Raw genomic sequence first — 21,191 nt, 5'->3', positions numbered from 1 at the left:
TCTATGAGTGGAAGGGGAAGGTTTTTCAGTTCCGCAAGCTCGAAATTCAAACCCACATGGACAATTCCCCACCCTGCCCTTATGGTTCGAAACCTTAAGCGCAGCTCGGTATAGAGCCATCCCCATGAGTAAATACAACCAGATCTACAGCGATCTGCTTGCCAGCATCACGACCAAACGGCTGGAGCGCGGTGCGCGATTGCCTTCCGAGACCGAGCTGATGGAAACGTACCAAGCCAGTCGCGGCACGGTACGCAAAGCCATCGAACAATTGCAGGAGCGCGGTTTCGCTCACAAAATCCACGGCAAAGGCGCGTTTGTATTGGCGACTAATCCGATTGAATTTCAGCTCGGTGGTATTGTCAGTTTCCAGGAGACCTATCCGCGACTGGGCAATGACGTCAGGACTGAGGTGGTCGAATTCAGTCAGGTCGCCCTTGGCGGAACGCTGCTAGAACACATTCAGGCCGAAGAAGGCAGCCTGATTACCCGCATCAAACGAGTGCGGCATATCGACGGTCGACGCGTCATCCTCGATATCAACCATTTCGTCAGTGACGTCATCCCAGGGCTTTCCCGCAACATTGCCGAGCAATCGATTTACGCCTTCATAGAGCAAAACCTGCAGCTGCAAATCGCCTATGCCCGGCGCACGATCGAAGCGGTACCTCGGAGCAAGGACGACCAGCAGCACCTGGATCTTGACGGCCAGAGCCATGTCATTGTGGTCAGTAACCAGACTTTCCTGCAGGACGGCCGCCAGTTTGAATACACCGAGTCACGGCATACCCTGGACAAATTCTATTTTTCGGATATCGCCCGTCGTTGACGATGCCGAAAACGCTTGAACAGCGCCGTAGCATTACGCCCGCTTATACATTGAGACCTTTGAAACGAAGGCATTGCACCTTCGCTGCCCGCCTGATCAAACGATCGGCTGATGACTCGCCAAGGCCACAATGAATACCCCGCCACCCGCCGTGATGACGTCAATGTTGAGCTGTACTTGGCGTTCCAGTGAGACGGACTTATTTTCGATGCTTTCCCCCTTTTTCCTTTTTGGAGTTGAAACAACGTTGTGAAAAATCCGATGCCTGCCGAGAGCATCGGATTGTGATTTCTTGCAGCGAAAGAACAAGCAACGAGGCTCAATAAGCCCATGCCTGCCGGCAGTGAAGCCCGCCATACGGACCACGCCAGCAGCGACTGCCGGCGTGCGGCCCCCAAGGTCCGGGATGCCAATAATGACGTGGTCGCCAACCCGGCCCATACCACCAATCGATAAACAGGGTTGCAGGCTTGCCTGCAGCAGGCGGTGTGCCGTCGAGCAACTTGACAGTATAAGTCAGGGTGTCACCCTTGAGCTGCGGGTTGGTCAGTTCGACCACAGAAAGCTGTGGCTTGTCATCGACCGTCACAGATAGGGTGGCATTCGGCGGATCCTTTTCGAAGTCACTCTTACTCGAAGCCCTAAGCAAGACGTGTTCGCCGGACCTACATGGACGCCCCCTGTTTGCCAAGCCTTCATTTAGAAACGGTTTGAAGGTAAAGATTGCACCCGTACATTCGGACTTTTACCGCGAGACGTGCTCGCTGTCCCTGATGGGTTCTGCTGGTCAGCGCCTCAATCGCTTACACGCACTCTAGGTACCTCGTCCGGCGAGGGCTGTACCGACTGGACTTGCCCCTACAAAACCGGACACCAACTCCCCGTTAAATTGATGCTGCTGCCAAGCGCCTGAATTCCCTCGGCGAGCGATAGTTCAAGGCGCTGTACGGATGCTGCTCGTTGTAGTGCTCGAAGGCAATTGCCAGGTTGCGCAGCGCCGTTTCTCGATCTGGCTTGGGCATGTGCGCCACGTAGTCACGCTTGATCGTCTTCACAAAGCTCTCTGTCATGCCGTTGCTCTGCGGGCTTCGAACCGGCGTGGTCACCGGTTGCAAACCGATCTGCCGAGCAAACAGACGCGCCTGTTCGGCGGTGTACGCCGAGCCGTTGTCGCTTAGCCACTGCACTGGCGTTGCAGGCAGTTGATCACCGAAGCGCTTTTCCACACTCTCCAGCATCAATTCGCGGATATCATCGCCGCTGTACCCGGTAGGGCTCGCGACCCAGCCGATGGCTTCACGATCACAGCAATCCAGGACGAAGGTCACGCTCAGTTTGGCGCCGTCCTCACAGCGGAACTCAAAGCCGTCCGAGCACCAACGCGTATCGCTGGTTTCCACTGCAATACGGCCTTCGTGTCGACGCGGCACGTCGGGCTGTTTGATTCGGCGTTCAAGCAGCAAGTTGTGATCACGCATCATCCGGTAGACCCGCTTCACGTTGATCGAAGGCAGCAACTGGGTTTCACGGGTGCGACGTAACAATCCCCAGACACGACGGTAACCATAGCTGGGCAGCTCGCTGACCTGTTGCTGGATTTCGACCACCAGCGCAGCATCGTCCACCGGCCTGCTTCGCCGTACTTTGGGCGATACCAATTGCTTGATTCGAACCGTTAATTGCGAGCGCGCCACACCGAGACATTCGCTGACCAGCTTCACTCGTCGTCCCCCGGCAACAAGGGTGAGTGCGCAATCCATTTTCGCGACCGGGCGATCTCCACGGCCTCTTTGAGGATTTCGGCTTCCATCGTTTTCTTGCCCGGCATCCGTTGCAGTTCACGGATCTGCTTGAGCGCATCGCTCAGCTCGGAGGCCGGTACCACGGCTTCGCCAGCACTGTGACCGCCGACAGGCTGCAGTCCTGGTACAGCTTGCGCCACAGGAACAACTGGTTGGCATTGATGCCGTTTCGCCGAGCCACCACCGAAACGCTTTGCCCTGGCTAAAGACTCTCGCGAACCATGGCCAGTTTTTGCTCTGGGCTCCAGCGGCGCCGCCGCTCCTGGCCCAAAAGCTCCCCACTCTTATCGTTGCTGTTAGTCATAAACATAACCGTTTGCCTATCCCTTATCGTAAGGTGAAAACGGTGTTCTGTCTTTCATGGGGCTCGTTCACAGTATGAGGTCAGGAGCGAAAAGACAGGTCACTTGGCAATGCATCATGGAGCCTCGTTGCGAGATGCCCGAAACTCATGTCAGCGTGATGGCAGTCGCAAATGCTTTGTAGCTTGGACCCTAGTTTATTCTGGGCTACTTCCTCGGATCTGATTTGGCTCTTTTGGGGACTGTTGCTCTCGTAGTAACCCGGTAAATCTCTATGTGCCACAGCGGTGGAATTACTGATTCCACCGCTGTGGCACATGTCGCTCCTTGCTGCGATTTTATGAAACTGTCGTTTCCCTGTAGGGTCACCTAGTAAACGAATCTCATCTGACCGGATGTTCAGTGTTCCAAGGAAAAAATGCGAATCTTGATCATTGAGGACGAGCCCATACTGGCGCTGCTGCTTGCTGAAACCCTCGAAGATGAGGGTCATGAAAATCGTCGGCCCTGCGTACGACCCAGCAGAGGCCCTAAGACTCGCTGAGAAAATCCCAGTGGATGTCGCCTTCGTTGACATCAACCTCAATGGGCACGAGGAAGGTATTCAAGTGGCAAAGATTCTGCGTGAGAAAAAAGGCGTTTTCTCTCTCGTCACTGGGCAGGTGACTGCTGCTCGTGAGCGAGGTTTTGAGTCAATCGGCGTACTGAGTAAACCTTATAGCCTGGATGATTTAGTCAGTGCTGCTTTAATTGATCAGTCATGGTTAGCGGGCGAACGAGCTAGTATTCCAATTCTCCCACGCTGGAGATTTTCACGAGCGTTTTGGGAAAGAGTAAGGGCGTCGTGTATGAACGACCAAGATCTGGAGCTGACTGGATTCGATTTTGAACATCGCTGGGTAGTAGGCCGAACGACCCGTTGAGGCAGGATCGACCCCCTCAAAACCAAGCGCGCCCAGGTCGAGTTCATCGACGAAAACGTCGACCACTCGGACTGGAATTGTTCGGTTACGTAATCGTCCGGACACTCCGGCAGCAATGTGACTTGCGTCCGAGCCTCACCTTCGATAAATCGCTTCATGATCGCCCCCGCTACGATCTCGAAGATCAGAAAATTAGACAATTAGACAATTGCAGATGTTTTCACACAGCCTGGGCCGTTTTCTGCTGTTAGCGAGACAGATTGGCCTAGGGCGCTGTGGTCAATTTTGAATGGTCAGTATCGACTCAACTCAATATGGTCATTGACCGGTCTACAAGACCGCCGGGGATTCGGCCCATTGCGCTCATCGCTTCATGAGACTCGTTCCCCGTCTAATCACGGCCAACAAAATCTCAGTCATATATCACGAATTTGCATCTCTCCGCATTGAGCATCACAACCCAAGCCTCGATCGCCGCCAGGCAAGCAGGTCGCATAAGCGGCTTGCTTGATGGGGCCCTATGCCCGTGCAATGACTTCATCTCTCTATAAGGAAAGCGCCGATGACCATCCAGTGTCCGAGCTGCCAATCAGCGTCTGTAATGACCAAAGATATCGCCAAGAAATTCGGGGCCCTTATGGATGCAACAGGGCGGCAAGTGCTGCGCCTGCTTAAAGCCGGTGACCAAAGACACACCGTGGCACAATCGCCATGTTGTGAAGCTAGGTCATGGAGGGACAGACGCAACCGCTAATCTTAAGATCTACTACCTGCGCTGCCCGAGGGATGTGCAATTTGCCTATGCCGATGATATCCAACCGGGTGCCTAGAGGCGCCTTAGCAGAGGCTTGAGCCGTGTGCTGGGAAAACTCGCATGCACGATTCCTAGGGGTTGGGCGCGGGTAACCGCGTTTGACTACCCGCCAAGCAGATCCGGCCATGGGATCTTGGACGCAAGAATTGGCTCTTCGCAGGATCGTTGCGCAGTGGCAAGCGCGCGGCGGCGCTGATGAGCCTGATTCAGTCGGCCAAACTCAACGGATATGATCCATATGCTTACCTGAAAAACATTCTGGCGCGACTCCCAACGCAGCGAGCAAGTGAGATCGCCGAGTTGTTGCCGCATGCGTTGCGCAATCTGTCATCCCCGTTCGCTTACAAACGCCCTTCTTTACTCATGCCGTATTAGCCGCGTTCAACAACACAAATGCGGCGCTAAACCTCGCGCCACTGCATTACCCTTGATTAGTCTCCAGGTACAGACGAAGTAGTAAATATTTTTGTGGCTTGCTTATAAACGACTGAAATAATGCGCAAGTCGTTTAATCAGTCTCAATCGGAGCCAAAAAAACCGCTTCCCAATCGAGTATATGACTTCGTAAAAGCGCTGACGCTTCCTCGGTTTGGCCGCTAGCTACAAGCTCAATGAGCTCAAAGTGTTCTGACACCGACCTTTTCTGCCTCTCAATTCCAGCGGATGACTCAATTCCATAGAGCCTCATGTTGTCACGAAGGCCCATGATAATGGCTGTGAGACGCGGGTTTCCACCAAGCGAAACCAGCCCGAAGTGGAAGGTACGATCAGCGGATAAATAACCTATGGTGTCCCCGACAGCAACTGCATCTGCAACCTGCTGCGCTGCTTCGCGAAGCAAAGCTTTTTCCACATCTGGCACAGATCTGACAGTAGTTAGCGCGAACAGCTCTAATTGAACACGGATTGCAAAAAGATCCATGAGGTCGCTCGCCGAAGGCATCCGCACTCTGAATCCACGATTGCGTAACGGCTCAAGCAACCCTGTGTTTGTGAGCTCAAGCAGTGCTTCACGAACTGGCGTCGTCGATACGCCCCACGCCTTTGCCAATGTTGGCACCGTCAAAATCTCTCCCGGGCCCGTCTTACCAGAGACGATCCCTAAGCGTATGCGCTGCAGCACTGATGACCTGAGATTTTCGTCGTTGGACGCCAGACTCGCAAATGCACCCTCGTCGAAAACACTCGTTCCCATTTTTCTCAAAGCCTTTGTCCATTAGCGATAGCCGATTTTACATTATTTTTTTGTAACGCGTGACGCGCGTCTCGATTCTGGGGGTATAATGCGTCACGCACTACCTTACCCAGGCATAAAACATGAACAAAAACTTGGCCGGATATTGCACGCTATGCAGGTCACGCTGCGGATCAATCAATCGCATTGAGAATGGCCGCCTAGTCAGTGTTTCACCACATTCTGACCACCCAACTGGTGGCGCTCTTTGTGCAAAGGGTCGAGCCGCTCCCGAGCTATTAGCAAGCCCCCTCCGTTTGTCCAAGCCTCTTAGGCGGATTTCACCGCGAGGCTCCAAAAATCCCGAGTGGATTGAAATTTCATGGGATGAGGCCCTCGATGAAGTGGCTACACGCTTGTCCAATATCAGGGATGAGCGAGGTGCCGAGGCCGTGGCGTTTGCAGTCACGACGCCAAGCGGCACCCCAATGGTTGATAGTTATGAATGGGTAGAGCGATTCGTAAGATGTTTCGGCAGCCCAAATTTGATTTATGCGATTGAAGTTTGTGGTTGGCACAAGGATTACGCGCATGCGTTGACGTTCGGCCGTGGAATCGGTGTACCAGACCTAGATAAAACGGAAGTCATGGTTCTGTGGGGACATAATCCGGCGAGAACATGGCTCGCACAGGCTTCTCGTATCGCTGCAAGTCGGCAACGCGGTGCCAAGTTAGTCGTTGTAGACCCAAAGGTGGACGGTTCTGCCGAGCAAGCAGATTTATGGATTCGTATACGCCCTGGTGCTGATGGGGCACTCGCACTCGGCGCTATCCGTTATCTCATTGAGAACGAAAGCTTCGATCACTCCTTCGTTACCCGGTGGACAAACGCTCCCCTGCTTGTCGACAACTCCTCAGGATTGCTTTTACGCGCGATCGAGTTCTTTGAGGACTGTTCCGATTCAAGTTTTGTGTGTCTCGACCAATCTGGCAAGTTACGTCCGTATGACGCAAAGCACGAAATATCCGAACAGGTACTCCTACGATCTACGGGCGAAACCATAGATCGACTGGGCAACGTTCGACGCTATTCCACTGTTTTTGATTTACTGGCACATGAAACCGGACAATATACGGTTGAACGGGTGGCAGAGCTAACGTGGGAAAGTACAGAAAAGATTACCGAGTTCAACGCTTTATTCGCTAACAGTCCCAAGATGGCTTATCACGCGTGGACCGGTTTGGGGCAACACACCAATGCCACTCAAACCGAGCGCGCAGTGGCAACTTTGTACGCGTTGACAGGCGCTTGTGATCGCGAAGGGGGAAATCTTTGGACCGTTGCACCGCCATACCGAATTGTTAACGACTATCAAACTTTGCTTTCGCCAGAACAACGTGCAAAAGCACTCGGTATTGAAGAACTTCCGCTCGGCCCACCAGCGTACGGATGGATAACGGCCCGCGACTTTGCGAAAGCCGTTCTCGAAGAAAAGCCCTATGCAGTGCGTGCATTAATGAGCTTTGGCACAAACTTTCTCGTGTCTCAGGCCGATGCGGCTCGAAATGAACGGGCACTGAATGCTCTCGACTTCCATGTGCACGTAGATATGTTTATGAATCCAACAGCTGATAACGCCGACATCGTGCTTCCGGCGAACATGCCGTGGGAACGAGAGGCGCTAAAGCTTGGTTTCGAGATTACGCAAGAAGCTGTAGAGCACGTGCAGTTACGGCAACAGATGCTAAATCCGCTTGGGGACTCCCGACCTGACTATGCAATCGCCTTCGCACTCGCTGAGCGGCTTGGAATGAAAAGCGCGTTTTTCAACGGCAGCATTGAAGCTGGCTGGAATTACCAGCTCGCCCCGCTAGGAATTACGATCGAAGATCTGCGCGCAAACCCAAACGGCTTGCGCTTTGCCCAGCCTTTCTCCCATCGAAAATACGAAAAATCCAACTCAAGCGGCGAATCCCAAGGTTTTCGCACGCCCTCTCGCCGAGTGGAGATCTACTCGGAGGCACTTCTAGGTATCAATCAACCGCCGATAGCCAAATTTATTGAGCCTGTGCAATCCCCCGCAAACGAGGAGTTTGCCAAAGACTATCCCGTGGTACTCACTACCGCGAAGAGTGGATGGTATGTCCATACCTCACATCGACATATTGCGAGCTTGCGTAAAAAATCCCATAAGCCGCAGGTTCAGATCAGCACTTCGTTAGCGCTTAAGCACGGAATTGGTGAAGGTGACTGGGTTCAAATCCATACACGGGCGGGACATGTCGCCCTGCAGGCAAAGATCGATGAGCACATTCACGACAATGTCGCCGTGGCCGAATTTGGCTGGTGGCAAGGTTGCGAGCCTATGGGGCACGCAGATACAGAAGGCATAGGTTCAGGCTCTTCCAACGTGAACGCCATTCTGACTGATACTGATCGCGATCCGGTGAGTGGGTCTGTACCCCTTCGAGCCGTACTTTGTCGCATTTCTCGCGACGAAGAAATGAATCGCGGCCACTGGCAAGGACGTCGAGAGTTTGAAGTCGCATCATGCGGACTCGAAGCTGAAGATATAGTCTCCGTCAGTTTTTCACCGGTGGACAGAGGTCCCCTCCCCAGCTTCCTACCAGGCCAGCACATCATCATTTCACTGCCTGACTTTGACGTGAGAAGAGCCTACTCCTTGACGGGCCCCAATCATTTACCCACGACGCTCAGCATTTGCGTGCGCCGAGCGCGCACCGATGGTCAGCCCGATGGGGTTATGTCTTCACGCGTCACCAAATTGAATATAGGGGACAAAGTTTATCTGACGCAACCGTCCGGGGTGTTCACGATTCCAACGGTGACGAGTCGGCCCATTATTTTGATGGCTAGCGGAATTGGTATCACGCCGTTTATAGGGTATTTGGAAGCGTTAGCACAGCGCGGCACACCGGCACCTGACGTCCTCCTTATCAATATCTGCCGCAATGGACAATCGCACCCATTCAAAGAACGCTTACGCGAACTCGCCGAGCAATTGCCCTGTGTAAAGATCATTACAGTTTATTGGCAGGCACTTTCTACCGACAGGCTGGGTGACGATTACGACTATACACGCGGGCCGGATTTTGAATGGATCGACATGAACCTCGTTCACAGGCAACCACTTGCCTACTTGTGTGGTTCACCAACATTCATTGAGCAAGCGAAAAGCGGATTGGTCACGAGAGACATCCCTCGCTTTGACATCTTTGCTGAGACGTTTAGCGCAGAAACTCGAGTTCCCACCACATTGGAACCGCAATTGGTGCAAATCGAAGGCGAAACTGCCAGCTTCGAATGGAAATCCAGTCTCGGGACATTACTCGACGCCGCCGATGAAGCAGGTATCAATCTACCTAGCGGGTGTCGTGTAGGTCAGTGCGAAAGTTGTGAAATGCAAATTGTATCAGGAGAGGTTGCACATCTTTCCTCCTATGACGGGCCGCCGACAAGCTGCCTGATCTGTCGAGCTGTCCCCATAACACCTCTAATACTACGCCGTTGATAAATTAATTAACAACCAACAAAAACCCGTTCAGGGGAGACATCATGTCAACGAATCAAAAAGGTAATGTAGTCGCGCCGCGTAAATCGCGGGGTGTGATCGAGCGAATCTCAATAGGCATCGTCGACTTGGCAGAGCGATGGTTTCCCGATGCTTATGTCTTTGTAGTGGCGGCATGCGCAATCGTCGCGCTTGCGGTAGTTGCTCATGGAGGATCCCCTCTTGAAGTAAGCAAGGCATTCGGCGACGGTTTTTGGAGCATCATTCCGTTCACTATGCAGATGGCGCTCGTTGCTATCACAGGGTATGTGCTTGCGATGTCGCCACCGATCGCACGCTTGCTACGCTGGATGGCGCGAATACCCAAAACGCCACGCGGGGCTATCGTATTCATCGGCGTACTGAGCATCATGCTATCGCTCATTAACTGGGGGATAAGCCTTATCTATTCAGGTCTTCTCGTGCGAGAGATCGCACGTCGAAAGGATTTTCGCCTGGACTACCGTGCCGCTGGTGCTGCGGGCTACTTGGGACTAGGGTGTGGGTTCACATTGGGAATGAGCTCCTCTGCCGCCCAACTTCAAGCCACCGCAGCAAGTATCCCTGCGTCGTTGATGCCGATAACGGGGGTCATTGGTTTCGGAGAAACCATTTTGACATGGCAAAACTTGCTACTGATTATCTTGGTGACGGTAGTTTCAGCAATCGTCTGCTATGTCACTGCACCGAGCGATGAAAATGCAAAGACCGCACACGACCTAGGCGTCGACCTTGACGAGGGAAAATTTACAGCATTAAAACGTCAGCGTCCGGGGGATTTCTTTGAATTCAATCCAACCCTGACCTTGGTCATCGGCGTACTCGCGTTAGGGTGGCTATGGGAGACTTTTAAGTCTGGCAATCCGCTTATCGCACTGTCGCAGCTAAACACCTATAACTTCGTGTTTCTTCTTGTGGGTTTGCTTCTTCATTGGCGGCCACGCTCTTTTCTAGAGAGCTTCGTACGCTCCATGCCCAGCATCAGCGGAGTAATGCTACAGTTCCCATTTTATGGCGGCATCGGCTACATGTTGACCAAAGTCGTAAACAGTGATCATCACACACTGTCCGACTCTATCGCGGTTTGGTTCGTCAGCATGGGTCAAAACACAGGGATTTTCTCTGTTCTTGTAAGTTTGTACTCTGCAACGCTTGGCTTTTTCATACCCTCTGCTGGTGGAAAGTGGCTAATCGAAGCACCCTATATCATGACAGCGGCAAATGATTTACACGCTCATCTCGGTTGGACGGTCATGATCTACAACATCGCCGAGACGCTTCCAAACTTCATCAATCCATTCTGGATGCTTCCATTACTTGGAGTTTTGAAACTTAAGTCCAAGGATCTTATTGGGTATACGGCCATGCAGTTCTTTGTGCACCTGCCTATCGTCATTATCGCCAGCGCACTTCTTATGGCGACGTTTACTTACACGCCACCAGTCATTCCAGGTCACTAATAGCGACAAGAACTAAAAAAGCATCAATACAAAACATTAATCTGGTCTCTCTTACAGTTTATTAAGGATCTCCCATGTCTACCGTTTATTCCGCCATTAATGAACCGGTTCTTTCGTACGCTGCGACAACCCCTGAGCGTATAAACCTCGAAGCTGCTCTGCGGGAACGTCAATCCAATGAACTGCTGATCCCAGTCGTCGCAGGAGGCCAACGCATTGAGTCCAGCAATGTGGTTCCTGTGGTGATGCCACATGCGCACCAAGAGCTGCTCGCGCGCACATCACAAGCGACCTCGGAAGGTATTCAATCCGCCATTTCAGCGGCCGTCAGTGCTCAACGTGATTGGTCACAATGGACATTCGCAGAGCGCGCAGGTGTTTTCTTGAAGGCGGCCGATTTACTGGCAGGCCCTTGGCGGCAAAAGATCAATGCCGCGACGATGCTAGGTCAAAGCAAGACTGCGCAACAGGCTGAGATTGACTCAGCGTGTGAACTAATCGATTTTCTACGTTTTAATGTGCAATTCGCAGAGCAGTTGCAGAGCGTGCAACCCATTTCATCTGCCGGGATGCACAATACCCTTGAGTATCGACCGCTAGAAGGTTTTGTGTACGCTGTAAGCCCCTTCAACTTCACAGCTATCGGTGGGAATCTTGCGTGTGCGCCGGCATTAATGGGAAATACTGTTGTCTGGAAGCCTGCTGCTACCGCTGCATTAAGTAATTACCTGTTTTTTCAACTGTTAGAAGAAGCAGGGCTCCCGCCAGGTGTAATCAATTTTGTACCCGGAGACGCAGCAACAGTCTCAAACGCCGTTCTTGCATCTCCATATTTTGCGGGTCTGCACTTTACCGGATCAACCTCTGTTTTCGATAATCTATGGAAAAATACAGCTAATAATCTTTCGACCTATCGTTCCTATCCGCGACTAGTCGGCGAAACCGGAGGCAAAGACTTCATTCTCGCCCATGCCTCCGCTAATATTGACGCCCTAGCGATTGCATTGTTGCGCGGCGCATTCGAATACCAAGGACAGAAATGTAGCGCTGCGTCACGTGCATACATCCCTGCGTCGATATGGCCAGCCGTAAAAACACGCCTGCTTGACGAGCTTGCGAGCGTAAAAATGGGTGATGTTTCAGACTTCTCCAACTTTATGGGCGCTGTTATCGATAAGCGTGCGTTCCAGAGAATTACACGCTATATCGATCAAGCCTCTAATAGCGAACACTCATCAATCATTGCGGGCGGCGGTTATGACGATAGCGTCGGGTACTTCATTCAACCAACCATTATCGAAGTAAGCGATCCCCATGCTGTGACGATGCGCGAGGAGATCTTCGGCCCCGTGTTATCTGTCTATGTCTATGACGATCATACATGGGATGACGTCTGCACCTTGGTAGACACGACAAGTGACTATGCGTTGACGGGCGCGGTGTTTGCACAAGACCGTGCGATTATTAGGGCGGCCTCTGTCAGGTTGCGCTTCTCTGCCGGCAATTTTTACGTAAACGACAAACCAACCGGAGCGGTAGTTGGCCAACAGCCTTTCGGCGGTGCACGCCGAAGTGGCACAAACGACAAGGCCGGCTCGCCTCTAAATCTACTTCGTTGGACATCACCGCGGACTATCAAAGAAACCTGGGGGCCGGCGATGGAATATGGATACCCACACATGCGATAAAGAATAAACGGTCGCAATTGATCTAACAGCTATTTTGAGCCTTGGCGACAGCTGTCAGAGCAAGTGAAGCCAGGTAGCTTATCACTCAGCATTTTGATCTAAAAAAGCGGCAGTTACCTGCCGCTTTTCCTAACCGAACTATCGTGTAACTTTCCAGCACCGCGTGTTGCCGCTGACCCAAAACTGAGCCAGTAGAGGCGGATTGCTGATTTCCAAAAATTGTGGATAAGTCGTAAGCGTCCGCCCAACACACCTTGCGTGATTAAACGGGCGCCCACCTGCGCGGCAACTGCTCGGCAAACTCACTCGCCCGCTGCATTGGTAGGCGTGTAAGAACATCCTTTAAGTAAGCATACGGATCGTGCCCATTGAGCCGCGCCGATTGGATCAAACTCATGATCGCCGCCGCACGTTTACCGCTGCGTAACGAGCCCGCGAACAGCCAATTCAAGCGTCCAATAGCCCACGGCCCGATCTGATTCTCGCACCAATTATTATCGGCACAGCACGATCATCGAGATAACGCGTCAGCGCTATTCAGTGTTTGAGGCTGTAATCCAACCCTTTGGCGATGGCCGATCCCTCAGGCACAAGCTGCCTCTGGGCGATCACCCAGGTATGAAGTGCATCGATGATCGGCGCTGCTTCTTCCAGCCGTATTCGCTGTCGGATTCCCGGTTCCAGCTCGCGTGCCTCTCGTCCAACTCTCTGAGCAGTGTAGAACCGGTTTCTTGAACCACCTCGACGATCGCGGATTGATTTGCCATTAGAGATCCTCAAGTGAAGGGGCGAAAGCTTCAATGGTTCAATTCGACACATTACCCCAAAGGGTCTGCGAGTGACCGCTTCTGGCCCAGAGTGGGTAAAAACGCTTTCGTAAACCCTTGCTTTAATTTCTGAGGACTTCATCGCAGGGATCGCCCATGAAGCGCTTTATCCAAGGTGAACATCAAGGCCAAGGAACCTTCCTTCCGGAAAGCCTCGACGATTTCGTCACGGATACCAATCCGGTGCGCGGAGTCGACGTCTTTGTCGACTAACTCGACCTGGTCAAACTGGGTTTCGAAGGCGCCATACCGGCTGATACTGGCCGGCCGGCTTAACATCCCGCGATCCTGCTAAAGATTTACATCTACGGCTACCTGAACCGCATTCCATCGAGTCGGCGTCTTGAACGAGAAGCCCAACGCAACGTCGAGCTGATGTAACTGACCGCGTCTGCCGCCAATTCGTGGGGCTGTGCCAGCAGTTGGGATTGTTCGGAGAAAATCTGGTCGCCATCGACGGCAGTAAATTCAAGGCCGTCAACAACCGCGACCGCAATTTCACTAGCGCCAAGCTGAAGCGGCGGATGGAAGAGATTGAATCGAGTATCAATCGGTACCTGACTGCGCTCGACGAAGCCGATCGGCAAGAACCCTCGATCGCTCAGCCCAAGGCTGCTCGTTGGCAAGAGAAAATCGACAAGCTCAAAGCTCAGATGAAAGAGATACAGGTCATTGAAACTCAGCTCAACGAATCACCGGTAAACAGGTATCACTGACCGATCCAGACGCCCGTTCCATGATGACTCGCGGCACTGGAATCGTCGGTTACAACGTGCAGACAGCGGTCGATACCCCGCACCATTTGATCGTTGCACATGAGGTTACCAACGTCGGTTCCGACCGCGATCAACTCAGCTCGATGGCCAAGCAGGCCCGCGAGACTATGGCGTTAGAAACGTTGTCGGTAGTGGCTGATCGAGGTTACTTCAAAAGCGAAGAGATCCTGGCTTGTCACGATGCAGGCATCACTGCCTATGTGCCCAAGCCGATGACCTCTGGAGCCAAAGCGGACGGGCGTTTCAATAATGATGCCTTGGTCTATGACGCGGCAAAGAACGAATATATTTGCCCGGCTGGAGAAGCACTGATCTGGCGCTATACCAACGTTGAAAAAGGCCTGACGCTGCACCGTTACTGGAGTTCGAAATGCAGGGCTGCGCAATGAAACCGCAGTACGCACCGAGCACGGAACGGCGGGTTCGACGCTGGGAGCATGAAGCCATACTGGAGGAGATGCAGAACAGACTGAGCAACGCGCCGGACATGATGCGAGTCCACAAGCGTACGGGCGAGCATCCCTTCGGGACACTCAACCAATGGATGGGCGCCACGCGTTTCCTGACACGAAAGCTGAACGGAGTAAGTGCGGAGATGAGTTTGAACGTCCTCGCCTTCAACTTGAAGCGGGTGATGAAAATTCTCGGTACCAGCGGTTTAATGAAGGCGCTGTCGGCCAGAAGAGGTCTGTATTTTGGCCACCCAGCAAGGTAGAAGCGGCGGTGGGGGCTTCTAGGCCCTAGTGATGATCCGCAGGACTTGTTGCGAGCAATTACTCAGCTAACAACCGCCAGCGCTACGCGCCGACAGTGCATCAGCGCGTTTTTACACACTCTGGGCCAAAAGCCGTCAGTCCCCCGAACCTGCCTTATCGCTGCTAAAAAAACATTCACCCCGAGCGCTACACTCAACGTTCCGTTATTTTTCCATCCCACAACGACGTGAACGCTGCGTCAGTAAAGCGCCATGATCGGTTCAATCATCATTAGTTTATTATTGAGTCAACTGTGGGTTAACGCTCATTCGCGGTGTCTGCCGCTAAACGTAGCTCCTCATTTGCCTGGGCAGGCAGTTCTTTCGCTCGTCCAGCATGGCCGCCCAAGTGGTTATTGTTGTCACGCTGGCTTCATCCACCAATAGCCAAGTCTGGACGATAATTTCCTTGGCCTCGAGCAAATTGCCATGGCAGTCGCCGATGTTGACAAAGGGCTGATCGGGTCCACTACCTTAAGGATTTGGGCAGACGAATGGATGCATAAGCGATAGAAAAACAGGTAGTCGCTACACGGCCTGATGCGCGTGCGCGGGATAACTTGTATCGGCATCGGCCAGACCGATGGGCCTAGCGTTTCTGATACCCGGTTTTTTAAGCTCTGCGAGGAAAAAATGCCATGCGCGAAACAAAGTCTTCCGCCAGTCTGAATGAAGATATCTGTGTTCATATCTTTGTCGCCTCAGCCGCCATGGTGGGTGTCTGCATTACGGTTATCGGGATTTTTCAAGTGGTGACCACGTTGAGAAAAGAGGGAACCCTGGGTGACGACTTACTTGCGGTCAATGCCGTTTTCTACTGATCACTACGATTCTGTCCTACTGGTCATTGCGAACCCGGCAGTTCAACCGTAATCACCTGCTGGAAAAATTTACTGACGGTCTTTTTCTGGCCGCCTTGACGTGTACGACGGCGATTGCAGGCTTTATCACATGGGCAATGACATTTACGTAGTGGTATGAAAAACACCGCTTGGACAGCGGCCATTGCCCACGCAGCGTTTAGAGCATTCTCGAAAGAATGCCCTAAAACTCTGCGGGAGGTTATTTCGCAGCCACTACAGGTCCGCAAGTACGTCAGGCGGAACAATCGCACCGCCCTTCATTACAACGGGCACATTTTCAATTGAAATGTTGGCATTTGGATCGCCATCGACGGCGATAATGTCAGCGTAGCGGCCGGCACTGATGGCCCCTACATCTTGCTTCCAGTTCAGCAGGTCAGCGGCAACTATGGTTGCGGACTGGTTTGCCTGCATTGGCGTCATGCCGTACTTCACCATATAAGCAAACTGACGAGCATTTTTCCCATGTGGGTAAATGCCTGCGTCTGTGCCATAGGCGATTTTTACTCCGGCGCTGACTGCCATACGAAACCCCACACGCTGTACTTCCGTTGTTTCGGTGTTCTTGCGCAAGTAACTTTCTGGCCACCTTTCCTCGCGGCCGACTTTATCGATGTAGTCACCGTTGTAGATGTCCATCACGAGATAGGTTACGTTGTCCTTCGCCAACTTGATGCCTTCGTCATCCAGTAGCGACGCATGTTCGACGGATTTTGCGCCGGCGCGTATAGCGGCCTTAATACCCTCCGCGCCATGGGCATGGACGGTGGCATAACTTTTGTGAACTTTGGCTTCCTGTACGACAGCCCGCATTTCATCTTCGGACATTTCCATCTGTTCGGGTTCTGTCCCTTCGGCCAGTACAGCTCCCGTGCCTATCATCTTGATGTTGTCGACACCACGCTGAAACAGATATCGGGTTTTGATCTTCGCTTCATTGGCATCAGCAAACACCCCGACTCGCATGTCATCCGGAAGCGTCACTCCCGGCGCAAAGCCCGTCACCTGGCCGCCGACCCCCGGCACTGACATATAAGCCCTGACAACGTTCATCCTAGGCTCTAGGACATGATTGGCATTGATCGCATCGCGCAGCGCGACATCCGTAAAGGCTCGGTACGATCCGACATCGTGCACTGTGGTGAACCCTGCACGCAAAGTTTGATACGCATGTTTCGCACCCAGCAGTGCATAGCTCTGCGGTGAATGCAGAAGCGGCTCAGCCACGTTATTGGTCATGTCCCAATCAGCGATATGAGTGTGCATATCGATGAGACCTGGCAATACGGTCTTGGCCGACCAATCGATCACTTTGCTGTTGGCTGACGGGGCGCTTCACGGCTCAACGGAAACGATACGCTCGCCATCAATCGTGATGCGTTGATCGGTAAGTACTTTGCCTCGTTCCACATCCACCAGACGACCTGCATGGATATACACAATATCCGCGTGTGCGGACAACGCCAGCGACGACAGTACAACTGTTAACATAAGACGATTAGTTTTATTACATCCCATTTTTATAACTCTCTTACTATTTGGACGTTATTAATCGATTACGCACACACGCGCAGAGTCCCCCCGTATTTAGGCGAGTTAGACGAGACCCCACGAAGTTATCTAGCCAATATAATTAGCCACGCAACATTGCCCGCAGGATATATATATATATATATATATATATATATATATATAATGCACCTCATGCTTGCGCATTGCCGGCATCATCTAGATAACAAGTAAAACTTTCCGAGCAGGATGGCAACCCCACTAAGAAGCCGTGTAATTTCGTCTATTTGTCTCCGCAGAGGTGGAAATGTAACTATACAGAAAACAATAGGGAGTAAACCGCCTGAATTGACTAATTTGTTCTTACTTGTAACAAAATCAGGCGAAAAGCACGTAGAGAGGACGATAGGGGGCACGAAACTTTTAGGTATCAAACTAGAAGTAACGCGATGTGTCGCCGCAGTATACATCCACAACAGAAATAGGATGACCCAAGATTTCTTCCCCTGGGATGGCTATCCATGCATGGCTCGACAAGCACCCTCGTTTCGCCGGGCGACTGGCGTCAAACGGGCCCCGAGGCGCCCTGCCCGCTCTGACAGTTCCACTGCAGAAACGACACCTACCGCAAACTCTATGCCTGCGTGGCTACATCGACTGCCACCAACGTCATGGATTGCCACCGTCGGGCGGAGTCGCCTCGTCTTTAAACAAACCACCGGTATTCGGCGGAAACTTGGCAAACCTGAACAGTCGTGCCTTAGCCGCGAAATAATCGCGCACCCAACGGAATCGTTCGCCATCCTTGGGAAGACCGACAGCATCTGCGATGTTTGCGAGGCTGATGGTTTTGCCTTGAGCGCCCCAATTCCCTTCGGTTATCTCATCGATGATGACCATGATGCTGGCGCCATTGTTGGGTGTATCACTGGTACGTACCACCTCGACAATCGCCTTATCTACAGCGACATGGACATTGGATTTATCCATTTGACTCATGTAGCCCTCCGGGACCTCAACCCGGGCGAGAAACTTGCCGGGAGGACGCACATAGGTTGAGTCGGTGTGACCGCCCACCCACCAGTCAGAAGTGGGCACTTCGGTAAACAGCACGCTGGCAAAGGCGATTCCGCCGGGCGTCCGGGCGCCGCCTTCCATCTCCAGCATGACATCAGTCAGGCGTTGCGCCAGTGCCGCTTTACGTTCGGAATTAAGTGCCCCTTCGGAATGATAAACATGAATGACCGGCATGCTGTGTACTCCTAAACAATGGGATTCAAGGCGCGGTTTCAACAATCAACACATCGGTTTCCTCCAAGCCCGTTTTCAAGTAAATGCATTCAGCGCCCCAGATACCGGCGCTGTCCCGACGCCCCAGGAGCGTGTCGTTGCAACCCACCTCGCCATCCAGGGTGAATACATAAACGCCGTGGGCAGGCGATTTAGGCCGATATTCCACTACGCCCTCACGGTCACTGACCAGTCTCGAGACGGTCACGTCCTGGGAGACTCGCAGGGCGTCGTCTGCATTGCCAATCAATGTCACCAGCGAGTTACGGTGGGCCAGCGCATTGAAATGCGCGCGGTGGTAGCTGGGCGGCAACAGTAGCTGGTCAGGCAGCATCCAGATGTAAACGACGTGCATATCGTCCGTTCTCAGGTTTACCTCGCAGTGCTTGCCACCGGAGCCGGCAGAAAATGCGTAGTAATCCCCGGCCCTCAGCTGGTCGATATTGCCTACCGTGTTGATATGGGTCAGCTCTCCTTGCAGCACGAAGGCGCAAATGATGAAGTTGTGATGCGGATGGATGTTGTATCCGCATCCGGTGCCACTGAAGGTCTCATCGCCAAAGACGCGTAATCGGCCAAAGCCTGGTTGGCCGCTTTGATAGGGGCCAAAATTGAAACTGGAGTGGCGGGTAAGCACAGCGTCCGGATGGCCTCCGATATAGGAAGATGCCTCCCCGGTCGAAAGAAACTTGTTATATCCGCGATCGTGAGCACGCAAAACGAAAGAGTTGTTCATATCAATTCACCAAGTTAACCCGCGCTTGAAGCAGTGTTCACATCGGTTGGCCAACCGCGTAGGGAAGCTCCAACATTTCGAAATGATGTTTCGGCGTACCGCAGTCCGGGCAACGCCAGTCGTCGGGGATGTCGACCCATCGGGTACCGGGAGCAATCCCATGCTCAGGCAGGCCCAATGCCTCATCGTAGAGGAAGCCGCATCCCAGACAGACGAAACGCTTGAGGCGTTCGTTCATTTCTTCCTCCTCAGGAATATGATCCGAATAAATCAACTTATTTGTGGTCGTAAACTTGTCCGAAATCATCGGCCAAATAGAGCGTAGCTTCTCTCCACAAACAATCCTCATTTGTTGACGCACGGCCATCTCCGAACGCCTCAAGCGACCTCCCTTCGAGCGCGTGCCACTGATCCAGCAAAAATTATCTGACGAAGACGGTGCTGACCGATTCTTATATGGGTTGGGAGACGCGCTGATAACCATGTCGATCTGATTGTGTTTGTTGTGACTCCAACGTCCGTTCGGCTTGAGCGCTTAGCCGAACGTGGAAAGCAACGCTTTGGCAGTCGAGTAACCCCGGGTGGTGACATGCATGTCCAAGCCATTGGGTTACAGCTTATGCCTTGCGGCGTACAGGCATATCATCTCCATCGCCAACGCGGCCCCGGCAAGCGCAGTAATCTCCGCGTGGTCATAGGGTGGTGCGACCTCTACCACGTCCATCCCGATCAGGTGAATACCGCGCAGGCCTCGCAGAATCGCCAAGGCTTGATGGCTCGATAGTCCACCGCAGACCGGCGTCCCCGTGCCTGGGGCAAATGCTGGGTCGAGGCAGTCGATATCGAAGGTGAGATAGACCGGATGGTCGCCAACGCGCGCCCGGATAATCTCCGCCAGTTCTTTGGTAGATCGATCATGTACTTCATCGGCATTCAGCACCTGAAAGCCCATGACGTTGTCATTGGTCGTGCGCTGGCCAATCTGGATAGACCGTGCAGGATCAACCAGCCCTTCGCGGACGGCGTGATAGAACATCGAACCGTGATCGATGCGCTTGTCCTCGCCGTCGGACTCTAGGTCATGGTGCGCATCGAAATGGATCAAGGAAAGCGGACCATACTTGGCCGCGTGAGCTTGTAGTAGCGGATAGCTGATAAAGTGATCGCCGCCTAGGGTCAGCATCGCAGTATCCGCTGCCAGGATCCGCTCGGCATGGGCCCTGATCGCCGCTGGGGTCTGCTCCGGTGTGCCGTAATCGAAATAGCAATCGCCATAATCGACACAAGCCAGTAGATCAAATGGGTCAAATTCCCAGGGCCAGTGACGCGCCCAGGCGGACTGTACCGATGCCTCGCGGATGGCCCGCGGTCCGAAGCGGCTCCCCGGTCGATTGCTAGTCGCGGTATCGAACGGGATGCCGCTGATGGCGATATCCACGCCACGCAAATCGCGGGTGTAGCGACGCCGCATAAAGCTGGTGATACCACCGTAGGTCGGTTCACCCTCGGTGCCATACAGGCTTTCACGCGTCATCGCCTGATCAATAATCGAATTGTCATTCAGCATGGGATTCTCAATGCGGGTTACTGAAGTTGACCCAGGCAGGCGTACGCTCACGCACTGCTCGATGGTCTAAAGGTTGGTTTTTGTTGCTCGGGCTCGCCGTGGCGGGCCAGCCGTCGTAGGCATCGATCCATGAGAGATTAGGCCTGGACCAGCTCAACTGCCGTGGTGCGGCCAGCTCCCAGGGATGCGCGCAACTCGGCAGTGGAAACTTCGGTTACTTCAATCATTCTGTTACCACTGGCTACTGGGTCTGCAAGGTGACTTAATTGACGCCGCGTACCAGCGAAACGGTATCGGCCATGTGC

Annotated in this window: 14 protein-coding genes and 6 pseudogenes; 8 read left to right on the top strand and 12 right to left on the bottom strand. The window is 53.0% G+C overall.

Going from position 1 to position 21,191, the window contains the following annotated elements:
• Window positions 1–124 precede the first annotated feature (124 nt).
• Window positions 125–829 carry a trehalose operon repressor gene (gene treR / locus ACA075_RS09350; RefSeq protein WP_497298212.1) on the top strand — a complete coding sequence of 235 codons (705 nt, stop codon included), beginning with the start codon at window positions 125–127 and terminating at the stop codon, window positions 827–829.
• A 96-nt stretch (window positions 830–925) separates the two neighbouring features.
• Here treR and ACA075_RS09345 read toward each other — a convergent pair whose 3' ends face one another.
• Complete coding sequence (locus ACA075_RS09345; RefSeq protein ID WP_497298211.1) at window positions 926–1,270, bottom strand: hypothetical protein; 345 nt, start codon at window positions 1,268–1,270, stop codon at window positions 926–928.
• A gap of 443 nt (window positions 1,271–1,713) precedes the next feature.
• A pseudogene (locus tag ACA075_RS09340) lies at window positions 1,714–2,935 on the bottom strand (IS3 family transposase).
• 489 nt (window positions 2,936–3,424) lie between these two features.
• Between ACA075_RS09340 and ACA075_RS09335 the strand changes: the two are divergent.
• A complete protein-coding gene (locus ACA075_RS09335; protein WP_497299363.1) occupies window positions 3,425–3,856 on the top strand; it encodes a response regulator in 432 nt (143 codons plus the stop codon).
• Here ACA075_RS09335 and ACA075_RS09330 read toward each other — a convergent pair.
• Window positions 3,824–4,014 (bottom strand): annotated as a pseudogene (locus ACA075_RS09330) (IS5/IS1182 family transposase); the annotation flags it as partial. The gene ACA075_RS09335 and the pseudogene ACA075_RS09330 sit on opposite strands and share 33 nt — an antisense overlap.
• A 770-nt stretch (window positions 4,015–4,784) precedes the next feature.
• On the opposite strand from ACA075_RS09330, the pseudogene ACA075_RS09325 reads away from it, so the two are divergent.
• Window positions 4,785–5,045, top strand: a pseudogene (locus ACA075_RS09325) (transposase domain-containing protein); the annotation flags it as partial.
• 133 nt (window positions 5,046–5,178) lie between these two features.
• On the opposite strand, the gene ACA075_RS09320 reads toward ACA075_RS09325, so the two are convergent.
• Window positions 5,179–5,865, bottom strand: coding sequence for a GntR family transcriptional regulator (locus ACA075_RS09320; RefSeq protein WP_497298210.1), 687 nt, complete (start codon window positions 5,863–5,865; stop codon window positions 5,179–5,181).
• 122 nt (window positions 5,866–5,987) lie between these two features.
• On the opposite strand from ACA075_RS09320, the gene ACA075_RS09315 reads away from it, so the two are divergent.
• The 3 genes from ACA075_RS09315 to pruA all read left to right on the top strand — a co-directional run bounded on the left by ACA075_RS09315 (window position 5,988) and on the right by pruA (window position 12,564).
• A complete protein-coding gene (locus ACA075_RS09315) occupies window positions 5,988–9,377 on the top strand; it encodes a molybdopterin-dependent oxidoreductase (RefSeq protein WP_497298209.1) in 3,390 nt (1,129 codons plus the stop codon).
• Between the two features lie 44 nt (window positions 9,378–9,421).
• Window positions 9,422–10,876, top strand: a complete 1,455-nt coding sequence (locus ACA075_RS09310) for a short-chain fatty acid transporter (RefSeq protein WP_497298208.1) — start codon at window positions 9,422–9,424, stop codon at window positions 10,874–10,876.
• A 74-nt stretch (window positions 10,877–10,950) separates the two neighbouring features.
• Entirely contained in the window at window positions 10,951–12,564 is a 1,614-nt protein-coding gene (gene pruA / locus ACA075_RS09305) for an L-glutamate gamma-semialdehyde dehydrogenase (RefSeq protein WP_497298207.1), read from the top strand.
• A 262-nt stretch (window positions 12,565–12,826) separates the two neighbouring features.
• On the opposite strand, the pseudogene ACA075_RS09300 reads toward pruA, so the two are convergent.
• A pseudogene (locus ACA075_RS09300) lies at window positions 12,827–13,269 on the bottom strand (IS66 family transposase); the annotation flags it as partial.
• Window positions 13,270–13,487: 218 nt separating this feature from the next.
• Between ACA075_RS09300 and ACA075_RS09295 the strand changes: the two are divergent.
• Window positions 13,488–14,882 (top strand): annotated as a pseudogene (locus ACA075_RS09295) (IS1182 family transposase).
• A gap of 677 nt (window positions 14,883–15,559) precedes the next feature.
• Window positions 15,560–15,742 carry a hypothetical protein gene (locus tag ACA075_RS09290; RefSeq protein ID WP_497298206.1) on the top strand — a complete coding sequence of 61 codons (183 nt, stop codon included), beginning with the start codon at window positions 15,560–15,562 and terminating at the stop codon, window positions 15,740–15,742.
• A gap of 255 nt (window positions 15,743–15,997) precedes the next feature.
• Here the strand turns inward: ACA075_RS09290 and ACA075_RS09285 are convergent, their stop codons facing one another.
• The 7 genes and pseudogenes from ACA075_RS09285 to ACA075_RS09255 all read right to left on the bottom strand — a co-directional run.
• Entirely contained in the window at window positions 15,998–17,095 is a 1,098-nt protein-coding gene (locus ACA075_RS09285) for a metal-dependent hydrolase family protein (protein WP_497298204.1), read from the bottom strand.
• 24 nt (window positions 17,096–17,119) lie between these two features.
• The gene (locus tag ACA075_RS09280; RefSeq protein ID WP_497298203.1) at window positions 17,120–17,302 is read right to left on the bottom strand and encodes a hypothetical protein; all 183 of its coding nucleotides are present in this window, start codon (window positions 17,300–17,302) and stop codon (window positions 17,120–17,122) included.
• Window positions 17,303–17,962: 660 nt separating this feature from the next.
• Window positions 17,963–18,544 (bottom strand): tautomerase family protein, encoded by a 582-nt coding sequence (locus tag ACA075_RS09275; protein WP_497298202.1) that lies wholly within the window; start codon window positions 18,542–18,544, stop codon window positions 17,963–17,965.
• A gap of 25 nt (window positions 18,545–18,569) precedes the next feature.
• Window positions 18,570–19,319 (bottom strand): pirin family protein, encoded by a 750-nt coding sequence (locus ACA075_RS09270; RefSeq protein ID WP_497298201.1) that lies wholly within the window; start codon window positions 19,317–19,319, stop codon window positions 18,570–18,572.
• Window positions 19,320–19,356: 37 nt separating this feature from the next.
• Window positions 19,357–19,557: a rubredoxin gene (locus tag ACA075_RS09265; RefSeq protein ID WP_497298200.1), complete on the bottom strand. Its 201-nt coding sequence runs from the start codon at window positions 19,555–19,557 to the stop codon at window positions 19,357–19,359.
• 372 nt (window positions 19,558–19,929) lie between these two features.
• Window positions 19,930–20,886, bottom strand: a complete 957-nt coding sequence (gene speB, locus ACA075_RS09260; protein ID WP_497298198.1) for an agmatinase — start codon at window positions 20,884–20,886, stop codon at window positions 19,930–19,932.
• A 109-nt stretch (window positions 20,887–20,995) separates the two neighbouring features.
• Window positions 20,996–21,113: pseudogene (locus tag ACA075_RS09255) on the bottom strand (hypothetical protein); the annotation flags it as partial.
• Window positions 21,114–21,191 lie beyond the last annotated feature (78 nt).

Source organism: Pseudomonas sp. LBUM1663 (assembly GCF_059695905.1).
This window is presented reverse-complemented; position numbering and strand designations above follow the sequence as displayed.

Excerpts from the sequence above, each read along its gene's own strand:
- ACA075_RS09275 (WP_497298202.1), bottom strand. The coding sequence starts at position 18,544 with ATGCCGGTCATTCATGTTTATCATTCCGAAGGGGCACTTAATTCCGAA.
- ACA075_RS09315 (WP_497298209.1), top strand. The coding sequence starts at position 5,988 with ATGAACAAAAACTTGGCCGGATATTGCACGCTATGCAGGTCACGCTGC.
- ACA075_RS09290 (WP_497298206.1), top strand. The coding sequence starts at position 15,560 with ATGCGCGAAACAAAGTCTTCCGCCAGTCTGAATGAAGATATCTGTGTT.
- ACA075_RS09280 (WP_497298203.1), bottom strand. The coding sequence starts at position 17,302 with ATGGGATGTAATAAAACTAATCGTCTTATGTTAACAGTTGTACTGTCG.
- ACA075_RS09310 (WP_497298208.1), top strand. The coding sequence starts at position 9,422 with ATGTCAACGAATCAAAAAGGTAATGTAGTCGCGCCGCGTAAATCGCGG.
- ACA075_RS09320 (WP_497298210.1), bottom strand. The coding sequence starts at position 5,865 with ATGGGAACGAGTGTTTTCGACGAGGGTGCATTTGCGAGTCTGGCGTCC.
- treR (WP_497298212.1), top strand. The coding sequence starts at position 125 with ATGAGTAAATACAACCAGATCTACAGCGATCTGCTTGCCAGCATCACG.
- pruA (WP_497298207.1), top strand. The coding sequence starts at position 10,951 with ATGTCTACCGTTTATTCCGCCATTAATGAACCGGTTCTTTCGTACGCT.
- ACA075_RS09345 (WP_497298211.1), bottom strand. The coding sequence starts at position 1,270 with ATGGGCCGGGTTGGCGACCACGTCATTATTGGCATCCCGGACCTTGGG.
- ACA075_RS09270 (WP_497298201.1), bottom strand. The coding sequence starts at position 19,319 with ATGAACAACTCTTTCGTTTTGCGTGCTCACGATCGCGGATATAACAAG.
- speB (WP_497298198.1), bottom strand. The coding sequence starts at position 20,886 with ATGCTGAATGACAATTCGATTATTGATCAGGCGATGACGCGTGAAAGC.
- ACA075_RS09265 (WP_497298200.1), bottom strand. The coding sequence starts at position 19,557 with ATGAACGAACGCCTCAAGCGTTTCGTCTGTCTGGGATGCGGCTTCCTC.
- ACA075_RS09335 (WP_497299363.1), top strand. The coding sequence starts at position 3,425 with ATGAAAATCGTCGGCCCTGCGTACGACCCAGCAGAGGCCCTAAGACTC.